This window comes from Paenibacillus sp. FSL R5-0744 (assembly GCF_037972555.1).
GTDB lineage: Bacteria > Bacillota > Bacilli > Paenibacillales > Paenibacillaceae > Paenibacillus_AQ.
The window spans coordinates 3,397,663-3,413,023 of record NZ_CP150228.1; the positions used below are offsets into that span (position 1 = coordinate 3,397,663).

Consider the following 15,361-nt stretch of genomic DNA (forward strand, 5'->3'; position numbering starts at 1 on the left):
AGGATTATTGCATGGTTAAACCAATTATCACTAACAAAATCGGCGTTATCGTAGACAGTTTTCAGGTCGGAGTAAAAGAGGGGTTGCGCAAGGCAAAAGAAGCAGGGGCTGATGGAGTTCAGATTTATGCAGTACAAGGTGAATTTGATCCCGCTAACCTTTCTCCTTCAGCCCGCCGTGAATGGAAGGAATACATCGCTTCACTGGGTCTCGAAATCTCTGCCCTCGTTGGAGATTTAGGCGGACATGGATTTCAGGACCCTGCACAGAACCGTGCCAAAATCGAAAAGTCCAAACGCATTATGGAGCTGGCCAAGGAGCTAGGTACAGATATCGTAACTACACATATCGGTATTGTTCCCTCTGACCACACCAGTAAAATTTATGAAACCATGCACATCGCCTGTGAGGAACTAAGCAGATACGCGCATGAGATGAATTCTTACTTTGCGATTGAGACTGGGCCAGAACCCGCTGCGCGTCTGAAGACGTTCCTCGACGGTCTGGGTTCCAAAGGGGTTTCTGTTAATTTTGACCCGGCCAACATGGTGATGGTGACTGGTGATGATCCCGTGCAAGGTGTTCATACACTAAAAGACTACATTGTACACACCCATGCTAAAGATGGTCTCAAACTTGCCGATATCGATCCGCGCGATGTTTACGGTCAATATGGTTATGAAGCACCCGCATTAGACCATGAGAAGATGGCTGAAATGGCCGAGACCGGCTCGGCGTTCCGTGAAGTTCCACTTGGAGCAGGTTCTGTCGACTGGAACAATTATCTGCAAGCGCTGAATGACATCGGTTATACAGGTTTCCTGACCATAGAACGGGAAGTTGGCACTAATCCAGAGGAAGATATCCGCCAGGCTGTGAATTTTTTAAAGGCTTTTCGGGTCTGAACATGGTAGTGATAATGATTAAATAGTTCATCCAACCTTTGGGATAAAAGAGAAGCTGCCTTACAGGAGAACAGGCCTGTACGGTGGCTTTTTTATTGCTACAAACAATTTTACTTAGTTCAGGATAAGAATCTGATCCAATTGCTAATCTCATTTATTGCAACTTTATCCTCTATTTGGCGTTAAAGAAGAGAGAATACGAAGGGGGAGCCTATATGAAAAAGATAAATCTACTAGCCCTTTTAGCAGTCATTTCAGTAATCATTGTTGGATGTATCAATACAGGGAATAAGGATAATGCGAATCAACCACTAATCGATCTGAGTTCTGTTAATTCCATTAAAGTCCAGAATGCTGGCGGTGAATCGATAACCATAACGGACAACAATTTAATAGAACAATTCAATGAAGCTATACATACTGCTGAGTATGACAGCGCCAAGCTTGATATTGCAGCACCCGATTATGAAGCTACTGTTGAATTGAAGAATAAAGAAAACGAAAAGTTCTCATTCTGGATTAAGGGCGAGAATAATGGTCTTTTCACCAAATCAGGACAAAATGGACATTACAAGCTGCCGGAAACAAAAAAAGTAGTTTTACTTGACTTATTTCAACCCAATGAGCAACAAGTAGAAGCCGATAATCTAAAAATTGACGAGGAAATCAAGCGAATCACAGTAGCGAAATCTCTAGCACATGGTTCAGTGAATGCTAACATAAAGGCTGAATACATAGATCATGAAAGCATAGAAACTTTCGTCCGAGCCATCCGTACCGCTGTACAAATACCAGGAAATTTAAATACCGCAACGCCTAACTACGATATTGTTCTAATTTCAAATAATAATAAATATGCCTTTCATCTATGGATTAACGAAACAAGCGAGCAAGGCATGTTAATGAATGTGAACGAAACAAGCACAGGCTACACACTTACTAAGGAATCAACTGTCGAGTTAAAAAAACTTATATTTTTGGAAGCAAACTTTAAGGGTCTGGAGTTTAATGCAGTACGGAGCTCAAATGGAGAACTGGTGGCTAAACCAATTGGCATAACCGAAAATAACTATCTATTAAACGGTGGGGCAGTGGTTGAATTACAAGGAATCTTATATCACACCATTCATTTTTTCTATGGTGACCATAATGCAGTTAACGCTTTACTAGCCCATGATCCTGCTACGGATGAGGTGATGGTGAAATGGAGCGATGAGCTGATCGATACCGATAACCGTTGGAACAATGCATTTATGAACAACTATAATATGCTAATCAAGTTGGACGAGGATCATCTATTATTTCTGGAATCGGATCTGACGAAAGAAGCTGGGAAATATCATTTGTCCTCTTATAATGTTGTTACAGGAGATATTGAGCGACTTCGGGAAGACTTTTGGCCGCTTTCTGATGATTCTGACTACATCTATAAATTCCAGTGGAATGCGGATGAACAAATATTATTTATGCAAAGTTACCTCGGCAATGTATGGTTGTTTGATCTGAGGAAAGGAAAGGACGATGTGCATCTTCTAAAATATCCGGTAATCCCTCACTCGACGACCGGTGCGCCATCCCTGTTTCTTTCACCAACCTTTAAGAGATTTGTACATGATGATGAGAGCGGCCAATTAACCTTTTACGATAATAAAGGAGCTTCGCTACGCACTGTAGCTTTACCACAAGAGCAATATGTACCTTCTGAGAAAATAAAGTGGAACCCGGCGGGCACGATTGCCTGGATGGATACAGCAGAGATGAACCAAAACCGAATCCATGACATCGATATCGATTATTTGAAAATCGCTCCCCAAAAAATTGATTTTTATAATCAGGATGGGCTTCCCATCGGCTCCATTAAGACTGAAAGCGACCAAGAAGATGCAGCGGTTGAAGTTGTAGGATGGATGGACGCTAATGTAGCTGTGATAAAATCCTATTCCGTAGAACTTTTGTACAAGGATACTATAGGGCTGAAGGTTAAGAATGTTTCTTATTATCTCTATGATGTAAAGAAGAAGCAGAAGGGGGCTAGCTTTTCGTCCATCCCCGCCAAAGCAACTGTAATTTTAGATCATCGCCTGGATGATGCGTATAATGAAGGCAATATCACTGTGAGTTTTAAAGAAATTACCTATAAAAAAGGAAATTAAATGAGCCTCGGGAAGCTTCCCAATGATCACATAAGATCATTGGGAAGCTTCCCGAGGCTTCTTTTTTAATTTCAAGACAACGGTTAAGAAGACGTTATATTCATCGAGTAAGTCTGTCTCGAATTTTATATTTATCCTGCTGTTGTACGGACTGAGGTTAGTAGGTCTAGTTGGAAACCCTGTACCAGGGTTTCCCCGTTCATAAGATCGGTCTCATACGCCCGTTTGAAGCCTAAGCGATAGTAGAGCTTGATTGCTGAAGCCATCATTTCTGAGGTATGCAGATTTAAAGTGGTGGCTCCTAACTCACGAGATCTCCTAGCAGCTTCGTGAATTAGATGGGTTGCAACACCGAGGCCGCGAGCGGATGGGGATACGGCAAGCAGGCGTAGGATAGGGGAGTGAATGCCTAACTCTGGTTTACCGTAAGCCGTTTCCGAGGAGCTAAACAAGAGTGTGCTACCAATGATTTTCTTGTCGATTTCAGCGATGATCCGCATAATCGGGGCATCGCCATGGACAGATTCAAGAAGTGATTTCCGGTACGCTAGCCACAACGGCTCGGGCATAATTTCCGAGTATTGGTGGTAAGCGTCCAGTATCACTTCAGCGATGGCATCACGGTCATTATTCTCAGCTTCACGGATAATAATCTTTTGTGACATAATCTCGCGATCCCCTTTCAGTTAATGTATAGTTCATACGAATGAAGTCATTATAAACGATAATTCCGAGTTATATAAGGGGTATTTTATTATTTTGATAAATGAATAGAAAAGCTCTATATGAAATAAACATAACAGTCGATTATAAAGGGATTCACTATAGCTTCTATAGTTTCGAATTTTAAATTATTAATCATTTATGAAGGAAATTTTGTGAAAATCCGATTATTTTACACGGAATTTAAGTTGACAAAAAATAGGGGGGTGCATAAGATATAAACAAAATCTATAGGAAAGCATCGTTCTATTTCATTGTTTTTTCATCGGAATAGTAAAATTAATATTAGTTTAGGGGGATTAGGGATGAACATTGAAAATATTGAGGCTTTTGTCTACATTAACCATTATGGAAGCTTCAATAAAGCGGCCGAAGTCCTATATATCTCTCAGCCGACAGTTACGGCACGGATTCAATCGCTCGAAAGGGAATTGGATTGCAGAGTGTTTGATCGGTTAGGTAAGCAGATTAGCCTAACGGATAAAGGTAAGCAATTTCTTCCCTATGCCCAGCAGATTCTCCAGATCTATCAGAACGGTAAATATCAGGTTCAGGCCAAGGGGCATATTCCAAATGAACTGAGGATCGGCAGTACTGTCTCGGTATCCAATTATTTAATGCCGCATCTGATGCTTCATTTGAAGCGCAGGTATCCGCATATCACGATCAAGCTGACGACAGCTTCTACGGAAGTATTGATTGATAAGCTGAAATCGAAAGAGCTAGATCTGGCTTTTATCCGTAAGGTCGTAAATCCAGCCATTCAAGCCTTTCCTTTCTGCGAAGACCCCATTTCGCTATATGTAGAGAAGGGGCATCGCTTAGCTAAGGCACAACGTACATCGCTGGAAGATATTCGCCAGGAGACGTTAGTCTTTTTTGAATGCGGGTCTTTGGATTGGATGCGACTGCATCGTGTATTTGAGAACATGGAACAGCCACCGAAAATTGAATATCAGGTGGATAACCTGGAGACAGCCAAGAAGCTGGTGTTGAAAAAAGCAGGTATCTGTTTCCTTCCGGCACTTAGTGTGCAAGAGGAAGTAGCAGCTGGGACGTTAGTACGGGTGGATATTGCGGAGACGGAAGGCATCTCCTTACGTACCAGCCTGATTTCACTAAATGGGGAGAACGCTGAATTCATAGAAACTCTACTTGAACTCGGGATTGGTAAAACGGGAGATCGACTAATTGTATAGATGTATTAAAAAACTCTATTAGCGCATGGACACATGCAGTGATAAAGTTAATTGCATATAATGACGACTATTTCGATAGGAATTATAAATTTAATTTCGGAAGGATGGAGGGCTTGCGATGAGTGAGACATACAGACTGGCAGAACTGCAAGATGCGGAGATTTTGCTTGAGGTTACATATCGAGCGTATGAGCTGATTCGTGAGCTCGGGCTGCATTGGCCGGCGGCTACAGCTGACTTGGCACTTATTGAAGACAATATTGCTACGAATGAGTGTTATGTGCTTGAAGTTGATGGAACGATAGTTGCGACGATAACACTTTCAAAAGAAGAAGAGATTAAGAAGATTAGCCCACTGCCTTTTATTAAATGGTTTGCTGCTCATCCGGATTACAGTAACAGAGGTTATGGTGGAAAGCTTCTGGATTGGGTGGAAGAGCACATTATTGCTGGACAATTGGGTTCGGCTGCGGTCACGCTGGCAACGGCGAAGAAGCACCCATGGTTAGTTCAAATGTATGAACGCCGGGGATATGAACGGTTTCTGGAACTGGATCAGCAGAATGGTGACGGCATTATGTATCTGATGAAAAAAACACTCATAGATAAACCACAAATCATTCAAAGGGGATAGAACAATGAAAAAGTCCATTTCATTAGTAATTGCATCGTTATTGACACTGGCGATAGCAGGTTGCGGAAATAACAGCACGAACAGTAGTCAGAATGGAAATGCAGCCGAAGCTTCGGCAACGGCAAATAGTTCGACAAAGGTAACTAAGATCATCGTAGGCACGGGTACTGCTTTTCCGAAGGTCTGCTTCATAGATGAGAACGGCAAGCTTACAGGCTTTGATGTGGAACTGCTCAAAGAAATCGATAAGCAGCTGCCTGAATATGAATTCGAGTTTCAAACCATGGATTTCAGCAATTTACTGCTGAGTCTGGAAACCAAAAAAATCGACCTGGTTGCCCATGTCATGGAGAAAAATCCGGAGCGGGAGTTGAAATATTCTTTTAACAAAGAAGCCTATGCCCACTGGAGAAACCGCATCGTAGTGGCGAAGGATAATGACTCGATCCAATCACTGGATGATCTTAAAGGAAAAAAGGTATTAGTCGGTGCGACAAGCGCACAAGCGCAAATTCTGGAGAACTACAATAAAGAGCACGACAATGCGATTAATATCGTGTATCAGAACGGTGCAGCGAATGATACCGTCGCACAGATTAGTACTGGGCGTGTGGACGCTACGCTGGCTGCAGATTTTGTCCTGCCGATCATTGATCCGCAGAGTCAGCTAAAAGCTACGGGCGACGAGCTGTCCTCCGCGGACATTCTCTATGTTTTCCGTAAGGATGATGCCGATTCACAAAAGCTGTCAGATGCGATTGACAGTGCGATTAAAGAGCTGAAGACGGACGGAACACTGGGTAAGCTGAGCACGGAATGGCTGGGTGCGGATGTTACAGCGGATTCGGTTAAATGATTGAGCCGGTGAGCACGGGAAGGGAGGGAATATATGGGCGCACAGTTTGATATCAGTTTTGTATTTTCGTTTTTGCCTAAGTTACTAGGGACTTTAAGTACCACGCTTCTGATTGTCGCCTGTTCTCTACTGACAGGAATTATTGTCGGCTTTCTCGTAGCTCTGCCAAGACTTTATAAAGTGCCTGTGTTAAAGACCCTCTCCGAAATCTATATTTCTTTTTTTCGGGGAACTCCGATTCTTATCCAGCTCTTCTTGTTTTATTATGGTTTGCCTGAAATCATGAAGCTGGTCCATGTGGATATGACCCGAACTCCAGTACTTGTCTTTGTGATTCTGACCTACGGTCTGCATACGGGAGCATACATGTCCGAAATGATTAGGGCTTCTGTGATGGCGGTGGATAAGGGGCAGGTGGAGGCTGCATATGCTGCGGGGATGACGGGGTTTCAAGCTTTTACACGAATCGTGCTGCCCCAAGCGCTAGGTATAGCAGTTCCGGTATTCTCTAATCTAGTAATTGCACTACTGAAAGATACGTCATTAGCTTTTACCCTCGGGGTGATGGAAATGTCAGGTAAAGCTCAGACGCTTGGCAGCCTAACTCAGCATTTTATTGAAACGTATATCGCGCTTGCGCTTATCTATCTGGTCATCAGCTTTACGATTGAGAAGCTGCTGCTTGTAGCAGAACACCATCTGCTACGGCATGAGAAACGGAATACACCGGAGAAAAATTTGTTCAAAATCAACAAAAGCTGGTCCTACCGTCGCATTATTGCAGAATTAGGAACGGGCAAAGGAGGCACCGGATTATGAAACTAGACCCATCGTTTATATGGACCGCTCTGGTGCAGATTCTGAGTGCAATTCCTACGACCTTATATATCACCTGTGTCTCTGTGTTAATTGGTTTTGTGATTGGCGTGGCTGTAGCCTTAATCCGGCTATACAGAGTTCCAGTGCTCTACCCCTTGGCAGTTGGTTATGTAACTTTCATCCGAGGGACACCGATGCTGACGCATCTGCTGCTTATATATTTTGGGCTTCCTGTGCTGATTGATGGTCTGGCGGCGAATTTCGGCTGGAGCTTTAGGTCGGTTTCGATTCCGATGATCGGTTTTGCTTATATTTCGTTCTCGATTACTGCTGGAGCTTATATGTCCGAGGTCGTCCGTTCCGGTCTGCTCGCTGTGGATCGCGGTCAGCTAGAAGCAGCCCACTCTATCGGTATGACTACGCCCCAAGCACTAAAGCGGATTGTTTTTCCTCAAGCGCTGGCGGCAAGTCTGCCTAATCTTTCGAATTCAGTAATCGGTATGCTGCACGGATCTACCCTTGCTTTTACGGTTTCGGTGGTGGATATCAATGCTAAGGCACAGATAGTGGCTTCAACGAACTGGAAGTTTTTTGAGGCTTATCTGGCGGCAGCACTGATCTTCTGGGCACTAACATTTCTGATCGAACGCGTGACGTCGGTCATTGAGAAAAGGATTAATCTGTACAATCGAGGTGGAGTAGCATGATCAAACTTGCGCAAATTTCGAAGTCATTCGGTCGGAATCAGGTATTAAATAATATAGATTTAACGGTGACGAAGGGAGAGGTTGTCGTCATTCTCGGCCCCAGTGGCTCCGGCAAAACGACTCTCTTACGCTGCGTGAATTATCTGGAGAGGCCAAGCAGCGGAGAGATCGCCATTGGCGATTTCAAAGTGAACTGCAAACATGCCCGCAAAAAGGAGATTCATCAGCTAAGGCAAAAAACGGCAATGGTATTTCAGCAGTACAATTTGTTCCGTCATAAAACCGCGCTGGAGAACGTGATGGAAGGGCTGTTAATTGTCAAAAAGCTTCCGAAGGACGAAGCGAGAAAGCGGAGTATTGCACTGCTTGAAAAGGTTGGTCTTGCCAGCAAGCTGGACGCCTACCCGAGTCAGCTGTCCGGGGGTCAGCAGCAGCGTGTAGGGATTGCCCGCGCCTTGGCGCTTGAACCAGAGGTTATATTGTTCGACGAACCAACATCGGCGCTGGACCCTGAGCTAGTGGGTGAGGTGCTGGCTGTTATCCGAAAAATTGCCAAGGAAGGCATCACAATGATTGTAGTCACCCATGAAATGGGGTTTGCTCGTGATGTGGCGAATCATGTGGTTTTTATGGACGGAGGCGTCATTGTTGAAGAAGGAACGCCGACAGAGCTGTTTAATCATCCGCGCGAAGAAAGAACGAAGCAGTTCCTGAAGCGAATCACACCTGAATTTAACTATTCCATATAGGAGGAAAAACAATGGCTATTACTATCAGCATACTCGATCAAAGTCCGATCTATCCGGGAGAAACGCCAGAGGAAGCATTCCAGCATACCATTAAGCTGGCTCAACTGTCTGAGGAGCTTGGATTTCATCGATTCTGGGTTTCCGAGCATCATGACTCTGAGCAGGTAGCCGGTTCTTCTCCAGAAGTACTCATCTCACATCTGCTGGCCAAAACAGAGCGCATCCGCATTGGCTCCGGTGGCATCATGCTCCAGCATTACAGTCCGTACAAGGTGGCGGAGAACTTCAATGTGCTGTCTACACTGGCTCCTGGCCGAGTGGATCTCGGAGTGGGACGCGCTCCCGGTGGACTCCCGCGCAGCACACAAGCGCTTCAGCAGGAAAGAACCGAATCCCCTAGCTTAACGGACAAAATCATCGAGTTGGAGAAATATGTGCATAACCGGCTCGAAGAAAACCACCCGCTGGCTGGCTTGAAGGCAGGTCCCCTTCCTGGTATTCCGCCTGAGCTGTATGTGCTTGGCGCGAGTGTAGGCAGTGCAGAGATTGCTGCTGAACTTGGATTACCTTATGTGTTCTCCCTATTTATTAATAGCGATAAGACAGTAGCGCTAGATGCTATTCGTGCTTACCGAAGCGGTTTTGTTTCTTCACAGGGCAGACAACCGCAAGCAATTATCGCTTTAGCACTAGTGGTGGCTGATACCGAAGAGGAAGCGAAAGAACTGGCGGGCGCACATAAGTTGATTCGGATTCAGCTGGCAAGCGGGAAGAAGCTAACTGTTGGAACCCGGGAACAGGCGGAGGAGTTTGCCCGCCAGAGCAATGAAGCATACACGATTGAAGAGTTGGAACCAGAGATTACCAAAGGAACAAAAAACTCTGTACGTGAACAGCTGTTGGCACTTTCAGAGGCATCCGGTGTTGAGGAGTTCATCATAACTACGAATGTGCAGCCTTTTGACAAACGGTTCCGCTCCTTTGAGCTACTGAGCGAAGCAATCTCTGAAGTGCCGGCAGAGGCATAAGCGGGCGGATCAGGATCACACGGGAAATCGTTTAAAGGAGGGTGACTGTATATGACTAGTAAAGCTAAAGAGCTGAGTGCGGAAGCGCTTGGAGAAGAATTAATCGGGATACGCCGTCATCTGCATCGGCACCCGGAACTGTCGAACGAAGAATATGAGACAACAAAATATATTATTTCCCTGCTGGAGCGGGCAGGAGTCAGGGTCGTAGATTACGGTCTGTCTACCGGAGTGATCGCAGAAATTGGGGGCAAGCAGCCCGGTCCGGTCATCGCGCTGCGCGCAGATATCGATGCCTTGCCAATCCAGGAGGAAACTGGAGCAGCTTATGCGTCGTTGTATCCCGGCAAAATGCATGCCTGCGGACATGATTTCCATACGGCTGCCTTGATCGGTGCCGCCTATCAGTTGAAGCAGCGAGAGGGTCAGTTACTAGGAACGGTACGCCTGTTGTTTCAACCGGCTGAAGAGAAGGCGCAAGGGGCACAGCGGATCATTGCTAGCGGGGCGCTAGAAGAAGTCCGGGCAGTAATCGGGTTGCATAACAAGCCGGAACTGCCAGTCGGAACGATCGGTATTACGGCGGGCCCTTTAATGGCAGCAGCTGACGGGTTTGTGATTGAAGTGCAGGGTGGCAGTTCTCATGCTGCCGTTCCAGAAGCTGGGATAGACCCGATTGTAGCTGCTTCGCATATCGTGACTGCATTTCAATCCATTGTAAGTCGCAATGTCAGTCCCCTACAAAGTGCGGTGGTCAGTGTGACGCAGATTCACAGCGGAAATTCATGGAATATCATCCCCGAAAAAGCCGTGCTTGAGGGTACAATCCGTACCTTTGATGAAACGGTGCGCAGCAAAGTACTTGACCGCTTTCGGGAAGTGGCGACTGGTGTGGCAGCTGCTCTTGGAGCACAAGCCACTGTCCGCTGGATCGAAGGGCCGCCTCCGGTTATCAACGACGCCGCCTTAGCGGCGTTAGGGGTAGAGTCGGCTGAAGCTCTTGGCTACCGAGCGGTCAAACCTGAGCTTTCACTGGCCGGAGAGGATTTTGCCTACTATCAGCGCGTGGTACCCGGATTGTTCGTCTTTATAGGTACTGAAGGAAGCCAAGAATGGCATCATCCAGCTTTCAATCTGGATGAACAGGCACTCCCTGTGGCAGCACGTTTCCTTGCGGATGCGGCTGTACGTTCCCTTGAGTACTACAATTCCGGTGGAGGTGCAGAATTATAGCTGAACATAAAAGTTACGATGTAATTATCGTAGGCGCAGGCTCGATGGGCATGAGCGCTGGTTACAATCTTGCGAGGCGCGGAGTGAAGACGCTGCTAGTGGATACCTTCGATCCTCCACATACACAGGGCAGCCATCACGGGGAATCCCGGCTGATCCGGCATGCTTACAGCGGTGACCCCGCCTACACTGATTTAGCTTTACGGGCAGATACACTATGGAAAGAAGCGGAACAGTTGAGCGGAACAGAACTCCTTGTCCGCTCAGGTGTCTTGAATCTCGCGGATAGCGCAGTGTATTCCTTCAACGGTCGTCTCGAAGAAGCGAAGAAACGGAAGGTGCAGGTCCATCATCTGGATGCCGAAGAGATCCGGCGGCGCTGGCCGGCATTGAACATACCGGAATCATTCGCGGCAATGTATGAACCAGATGCCGGATATTTGTACAGCGAACGCTGTATTTCCGCCTACCGTCAGCTTGCCCTTGGACATGGTGCGGAACTGTTGACGAACACTCCAGTAGTGAATGTCACCGCTCGCGAAGGCAGCGTTACGGTTCATACGACAAATGGCGATTATCACGGAGCGGCAGTTATTCTTAGTGCCGGAGCTTGGTTTGGCAAATTGGCACCTTTTGTACATTTGCCGATTAAAGCAATCCGCAAAGTTGTGGGCTGGTTTGAGAGCTCCCCTGCTTTTGCTGCTGGTAATTTCCCTGGCTTTACGTTAGGAGCAGAGGAAGGTGGCTATTACGGATTTCCCAGCATTGATGGAGCTGGCCTGAAGATCGGCCGGCATGATACAGGGCTGGAATGGAAGCCGGGTACACAGCTTGCCCCGTTCGGCAGTGAAGCCAGCGATGAGGGTGACCTCCGCAAGGTACTGGAGTCTTACATGCCCGGTGCTGCTGGTCGATTGCTAAAAGGTTCTGCATGTAAATATGAGCATACGCCTGATGAAGATTTCATTATAGACTGCCATCCGCTCCATTCCAATGTGCTGATAGCTGGAGGGTTTTCGGGGCATGGTTTTAAATTTTCTAGTGTTGTGGGTGAAATACTGGCTGACTTAGCGATCGGCGGAGTTACAACTCATAACATCCAGCCTTTTTCGTTATCTCGTTTCGCACCATCGGATCATTCGCAACAAGTCTTATATTGGAGGGGATTTAATGAGCAGAGTTCAAATCAGTGATTATCTAAGGACATATCATCAATTAGTAAAGTCGACCGCCGGGTTAACGGAGGAACAACTGAAATGGAAGGCAGAACCCGCCAGTTGGAGTGTGACTGAGGTACTGACTCATCTGGCTGATCACAGCATCGTAGTTTCGTTCCGCATTCGTGATATTCTCGCTGCTACGACTACACAGCTTCCAGTCTTCAATCAGGATGCTTGGGTCAGCGGTCAGTACGCCAACAGCGGCAATGCTTCCGACAATCTGGAGCTGTTCCGCAGCCTGCTTTACTATAACAGCCTTTTGTTTGAACGGCTTAGCGAAGAAGATTGGGAGAAAAGCGGAATTAATTTCAAGGGGGAGACCGTGAAAATTTCCGATATCGTGCACGGCTTCACTGGACATGTGGAGAGACATCTTGGTCAGATCGAGCGAATCAAACAGGGCGCAGCTAATGCATCGTTTGTGCAATGATTGCTTCCAAAGTCAGTTTTGCATGAAGTGAAATCAAGGAAGCGTATGCTCACAAAACTTTTAGGAGGAATGAACATGACCAAACCAAGACAACTGAAGCTGGGTGCACTGCTGCATGGGGTAGGAGGCAGCACGTCGATGTGGCGCCATCCAGATGCCAAACCAGATGCCAGTGTAAACTTTGAATTATACAAAGAGTGGGTACAGAAGGCAGAAGAAGGCAAGTTGGATCTGATCTTCATCGCAGACGGACTGTACATTAATGAAAAGTCCATTCCTCATTTCCTTAACCGGTTTGAGCCGCTGACTATTCTTAGCGCACTCGCAGCCGTCAGCACTAACATCGGTTTAGTTGGTACCTTGTCTACCTCGTACAGTGAACCATTTACCGTAGCGCGTCAATTCGGCTCACTGGATGTAATCAGCGGCGGCCGGGCCGGCTGGAATGTGGTGACTTCACCTCTGGAAGGTTCTGCGTCAAATTACAGCAAAAAAGAGCATCCTGACCATGGCAAGCGCTACCGTATTGCCACCGAATATTTGCAGGTGACACGCGGACTATGGGATTCTTGGGAGGATGATGCGTTTGTACGAGACAAGGAATCAGGTGTATTCTTTGATCCGCAAAAAATGCATACCCTGGACCATCAAGGAGAGTTCTTCTCTGTGAAGGGGCCGCTGAATATTGCTCGTTCGAAACAGGGGCAGCCTGTCGTATTTCAGGCAGGCTCCTCGGAAGTCGGTAAGAATTACGCCTCCAAGGAAGCAGATGCTATCTTCACTGGACACGAAACGTTAGAAGATGCCCAAGCATTCTATAACGATGTTAAGACACGGTTAGCTTCGTTTGACCGGAATCCGGATGAAGTGCTGATCTTCCCTGGTATTGCTCCAATCATCGGTGACACGCCGGAGGAGGCAGAGCGCAAGTACCAGGAGGTTGCTGGCCTTGTAACGATTGAGAATGCACTGAACTACTTAGGCAGATTCTTCGAGCATCATGATTTCTCGCAATATCCGCTGGATGAGCCGTTCCCTGAGCTTGGTGAGTTGGGGCGCAATAGCTTTCAGAGCGGCACGGATAAAATCAAAAAGGATGCGAAGGAGAAAGGCTTGACGCTTCGACAGGTCGCCTTGCAATCGGCTACCCCACGCAGCAGCTTCATTGGCACACCGGAGCAAGTAGCTGATCAGATTCAAGCTTGGTTTGAGAGTGGTGGGGCAGATGGATTTATGATCGCGGCTGCCGTCCCTAACGGACTGGAGGAATTCATCGATCGGGTGGTACCGATTCTGCAGGAGCGGGGTTTGTTCCGCACTGAATACGAAAGTGACACGCTGCGTGGAAACCTCGGCATTCCGTTGCCGGAGAACCGCTATTCCAAAGCTTCTCAGCCAGCAGGGCAAATTTGACAGTTGATCCAGTATTCACAATCCGCCAAAACTCGAATATTGCGGAGATGATGCATTACGCCAGCCAGCTGCAGGATGAAATGATTGAATACCGTCGTGATTTGCATGCCCATCCGGAGCTACTGTATGATGTCGTCCGCACTTCTAATAAAGTAGCAGAATTGTTGGAGGAGTGGGGGATCACAGTACGGAGAAATGTCGGCAAACATTTCGGAATGGGAGTGGTCGGCCTCCTGCAAGGCTTAGCAGACAATGGCAATAGTGGGCCCACTCTTCTTCTAAGGGCAGATATGGATGCCCTGCCGATACAAGAGTGTAATGAGTTGCCTTACAAGTCAGTCAATGACGGCATCATGCACGCCTGTGGCCATGATGCCCATACCGCTATGCTATTGGGGGCTGCCCGAACCTTGGCAGCCTTCCGGGAGCGATTGATGGGTACGATCATTTTCGTCTTCCAGCCAGCTGAGGAAGGCGCGGTCAAGAGTCCGCTTGATGGAAGATTACTCTCAGGTGGCCGCGATCTCATTGAGGATAACGTGCTGGAAGGTGTCGACCATGCCTACGCGCTACATGTCATGCCAGAGCTTCCGGTCGGAACGCTTGGTATTCACCCTCATGATGCCATGGCAGCGTCAAGCCATTTTAAGGTGGAATTTCAGGGGACATCCGGTCATCATAGTGCTCCGCACAGAGCTGTAGATGCGATCCAGATGGCGGCACGATATATAGGAGAGATTAACGGAATGATGGCTAATCGAATCGATCCGCAGGAGGCGGCGGTGTTGGCCTTCGGAACGTTGCAGGCTGGTACTGCTGTTAATGTGATCGCTGAACACAGTGAACTAACAGGAACGTTCAGAGCGTTTACCAAGACGACGGTAGCTGCAATTACAAATGGTTTACAGCGCCATGCTTCAGCTATAGCTGAGTCTTATGGAGGGAAATACAAGCTGGAGCTGCGTGAAGGAATTGCAGTAGTGAACAATGCGGAAGCGGTGCAGCAGGTGCTTCAAGCAGCCCGTGCTGTTCTAGGAGAGGATCAGGTAATACTTCTGGAGCAGCCAAGTTTGGCTGGTGAGGATTTTGGTTGGTATCTTAATAAAGTGCCTGGTGCCTTCGCCTTTATTGGTTGCGGCAATAAGGAGAAGGGAATTCTCCATGCTATCCATCAGCCACAGTTTAATATCGATGAAGCGATGCTAGGTCATGGTGCGAGGATACTGGTTAGACTCGCAATACAGCATAATGGCCCAGCCAGCGGTAAAGAAACGTAAAAGGTACCCAAATAG

The 15,361-nt window shown here is 47.0% G+C and carries 15 protein-coding genes; 14 read left to right on the top strand and 1 reads right to left on the bottom strand.

Annotated features, from left to right (window positions below; all coding sequences use genetic code 11):
• Positions 1-11 precede the first annotated feature (11 nt).
• Complete coding sequence (locus MKY19_RS14910; protein ID WP_076299742.1) at positions 12-905, top strand: sugar phosphate isomerase/epimerase family protein; 894 nt, start codon at positions 12-14, stop codon at positions 903-905.
• A gap of 215 nt (positions 906-1,120) precedes the next feature.
• Positions 1,121-3,058: a hypothetical protein gene (locus MKY19_RS14915; protein WP_339804040.1), complete on the top strand. Its 1,938-nt coding sequence runs from the start codon at positions 1,121-1,123 to the stop codon at positions 3,056-3,058.
• A gap of 131 nt (positions 3,059-3,189) precedes the next feature.
• On the opposite strand, the gene MKY19_RS14920 is transcribed toward MKY19_RS14915, so the two are convergent.
• Positions 3,190-3,723, bottom strand: coding sequence for a GNAT family N-acetyltransferase (locus MKY19_RS14920; protein ID WP_339248302.1), 534 nt, complete (start codon positions 3,721-3,723; stop codon positions 3,190-3,192).
• A gap of 363 nt (positions 3,724-4,086) precedes the next feature.
• Between MKY19_RS14920 and MKY19_RS14925 the strand changes: the two genes are divergently transcribed.
• The 12 genes from MKY19_RS14925 (at position 4,087) to MKY19_RS14980 (ending at position 15,346) form a co-directional block, all read left to right on the top strand.
• A complete protein-coding gene (locus MKY19_RS14925) occupies positions 4,087-4,980 on the top strand; it encodes a LysR family transcriptional regulator (protein ID WP_339804043.1) in 894 nt (297 codons plus the stop codon).
• Between the two features lie 118 nt (positions 4,981-5,098).
• Positions 5,099-5,614 (top strand): GNAT family N-acetyltransferase, encoded by a 516-nt coding sequence (locus tag MKY19_RS14930; RefSeq protein ID WP_339271382.1) that lies wholly within the window; start codon positions 5,099-5,101, stop codon positions 5,612-5,614.
• Between the two features lie 4 nt (positions 5,615-5,618).
• Positions 5,619-6,470 carry a transporter substrate-binding domain-containing protein gene (locus tag MKY19_RS14935; RefSeq protein ID WP_042188293.1) on the top strand — a complete coding sequence of 284 codons (852 nt, stop codon included), beginning with the start codon at positions 5,619-5,621 and terminating at the stop codon, positions 6,468-6,470.
• 33 nt (positions 6,471-6,503) lie between these two features.
• The gene (locus MKY19_RS14940; protein ID WP_339271384.1) at positions 6,504-7,289 is read left to right on the top strand and encodes an amino acid ABC transporter permease; all 786 of its coding nucleotides are present in this window, start codon (positions 6,504-6,506) and stop codon (positions 7,287-7,289) included.
• Complete coding sequence (locus MKY19_RS14945; RefSeq protein WP_339804048.1) at positions 7,286-7,996, top strand: amino acid ABC transporter permease; 711 nt, start codon at positions 7,286-7,288, stop codon at positions 7,994-7,996. The genes MKY19_RS14940 and MKY19_RS14945 overlap by 4 nt, the downstream gene beginning before the upstream one ends.
• Positions 7,993-8,745, top strand: a complete 753-nt coding sequence (locus MKY19_RS14950) for an amino acid ABC transporter ATP-binding protein (RefSeq protein ID WP_076286779.1) — start codon at positions 7,993-7,995, stop codon at positions 8,743-8,745. Before MKY19_RS14945 ends, MKY19_RS14950 begins: the two co-directional genes overlap by 4 nt.
• 11 nt (positions 8,746-8,756) lie before the next feature.
• Positions 8,757-9,773 (top strand): LLM class flavin-dependent oxidoreductase, encoded by a 1,017-nt coding sequence (locus tag MKY19_RS14955; RefSeq protein WP_339271388.1) that lies wholly within the window; start codon positions 8,757-8,759, stop codon positions 9,771-9,773.
• Between the two features lie 51 nt (positions 9,774-9,824).
• A complete protein-coding gene (locus MKY19_RS14960; RefSeq protein ID WP_339804050.1) occupies positions 9,825-11,006 on the top strand; it encodes an amidohydrolase in 1,182 nt (393 codons plus the stop codon).
• Entirely contained in the window at positions 11,003-12,199 is a 1,197-nt protein-coding gene (gene solA, locus MKY19_RS14965; RefSeq protein ID WP_339804309.1) for an N-methyl-L-tryptophan oxidase, read from the top strand. Before MKY19_RS14960 ends, solA begins: the two co-directional genes overlap by 4 nt.
• Positions 12,177-12,656: a DinB family protein gene (locus MKY19_RS14970; RefSeq protein ID WP_076299753.1), complete on the top strand. Its 480-nt coding sequence runs from the start codon at positions 12,177-12,179 to the stop codon at positions 12,654-12,656. The genes solA and MKY19_RS14970 overlap by 23 nt, the downstream gene beginning before the upstream one ends.
• A 75-nt stretch (positions 12,657-12,731) precedes the next feature.
• Positions 12,732-14,069 (top strand): LLM class flavin-dependent oxidoreductase, encoded by a 1,338-nt coding sequence (locus tag MKY19_RS14975; protein WP_339804054.1) that lies wholly within the window; start codon positions 12,732-12,734, stop codon positions 14,067-14,069.
• On the top strand, positions 14,066-15,346 hold the full coding sequence (locus MKY19_RS14980; RefSeq protein WP_339804057.1) for an amidohydrolase: 1,281 nt from the start codon (positions 14,066-14,068) through the stop codon (positions 15,344-15,346). Before MKY19_RS14975 ends, MKY19_RS14980 begins: the two co-directional genes overlap by 4 nt.
• Positions 15,347-15,361: the final 15 nt, after the last annotated feature.

Coding starts and splice junctions, on each gene's coding strand:
- MKY19_RS14930 (WP_339271382.1), top strand. CDS start 5,099: ATGAGTGAGACATACAGACTGGCAGAACTGCAAGATGCGGAGATTTTG.
- MKY19_RS14960 (WP_339804050.1), top strand. CDS start 9,825: ATGACTAGTAAAGCTAAAGAGCTGAGTGCGGAAGCGCTTGGAGAAGAA.
- MKY19_RS14950 (WP_076286779.1), top strand. CDS start 7,993: ATGATCAAACTTGCGCAAATTTCGAAGTCATTCGGTCGGAATCAGGTA.
- MKY19_RS14955 (WP_339271388.1), top strand. CDS start 8,757: ATGGCTATTACTATCAGCATACTCGATCAAAGTCCGATCTATCCGGGA.
- MKY19_RS14915 (WP_339804040.1), top strand. CDS start 1,121: ATGAAAAAGATAAATCTACTAGCCCTTTTAGCAGTCATTTCAGTAATC.
- MKY19_RS14970 (WP_076299753.1), top strand. CDS start 12,177: ATGAGCAGAGTTCAAATCAGTGATTATCTAAGGACATATCATCAATTA.
- MKY19_RS14910 (WP_076299742.1), top strand. CDS start 12: ATGGTTAAACCAATTATCACTAACAAAATCGGCGTTATCGTAGACAGT.
- MKY19_RS14925 (WP_339804043.1), top strand. CDS start 4,087: ATGAACATTGAAAATATTGAGGCTTTTGTCTACATTAACCATTATGGA.
- MKY19_RS14940 (WP_339271384.1), top strand. CDS start 6,504: ATGGGCGCACAGTTTGATATCAGTTTTGTATTTTCGTTTTTGCCTAAG.
- MKY19_RS14975 (WP_339804054.1), top strand. CDS start 12,732: ATGACCAAACCAAGACAACTGAAGCTGGGTGCACTGCTGCATGGGGTA.
- MKY19_RS14935 (WP_042188293.1), top strand. CDS start 5,619: ATGAAAAAGTCCATTTCATTAGTAATTGCATCGTTATTGACACTGGCG.
- MKY19_RS14920 (WP_339248302.1), bottom strand. CDS start 3,723: ATGTCACAAAAGATTATTATCCGTGAAGCTGAGAATAATGACCGTGAT.
- MKY19_RS14945 (WP_339804048.1), top strand. CDS start 7,286: ATGAAACTAGACCCATCGTTTATATGGACCGCTCTGGTGCAGATTCTG.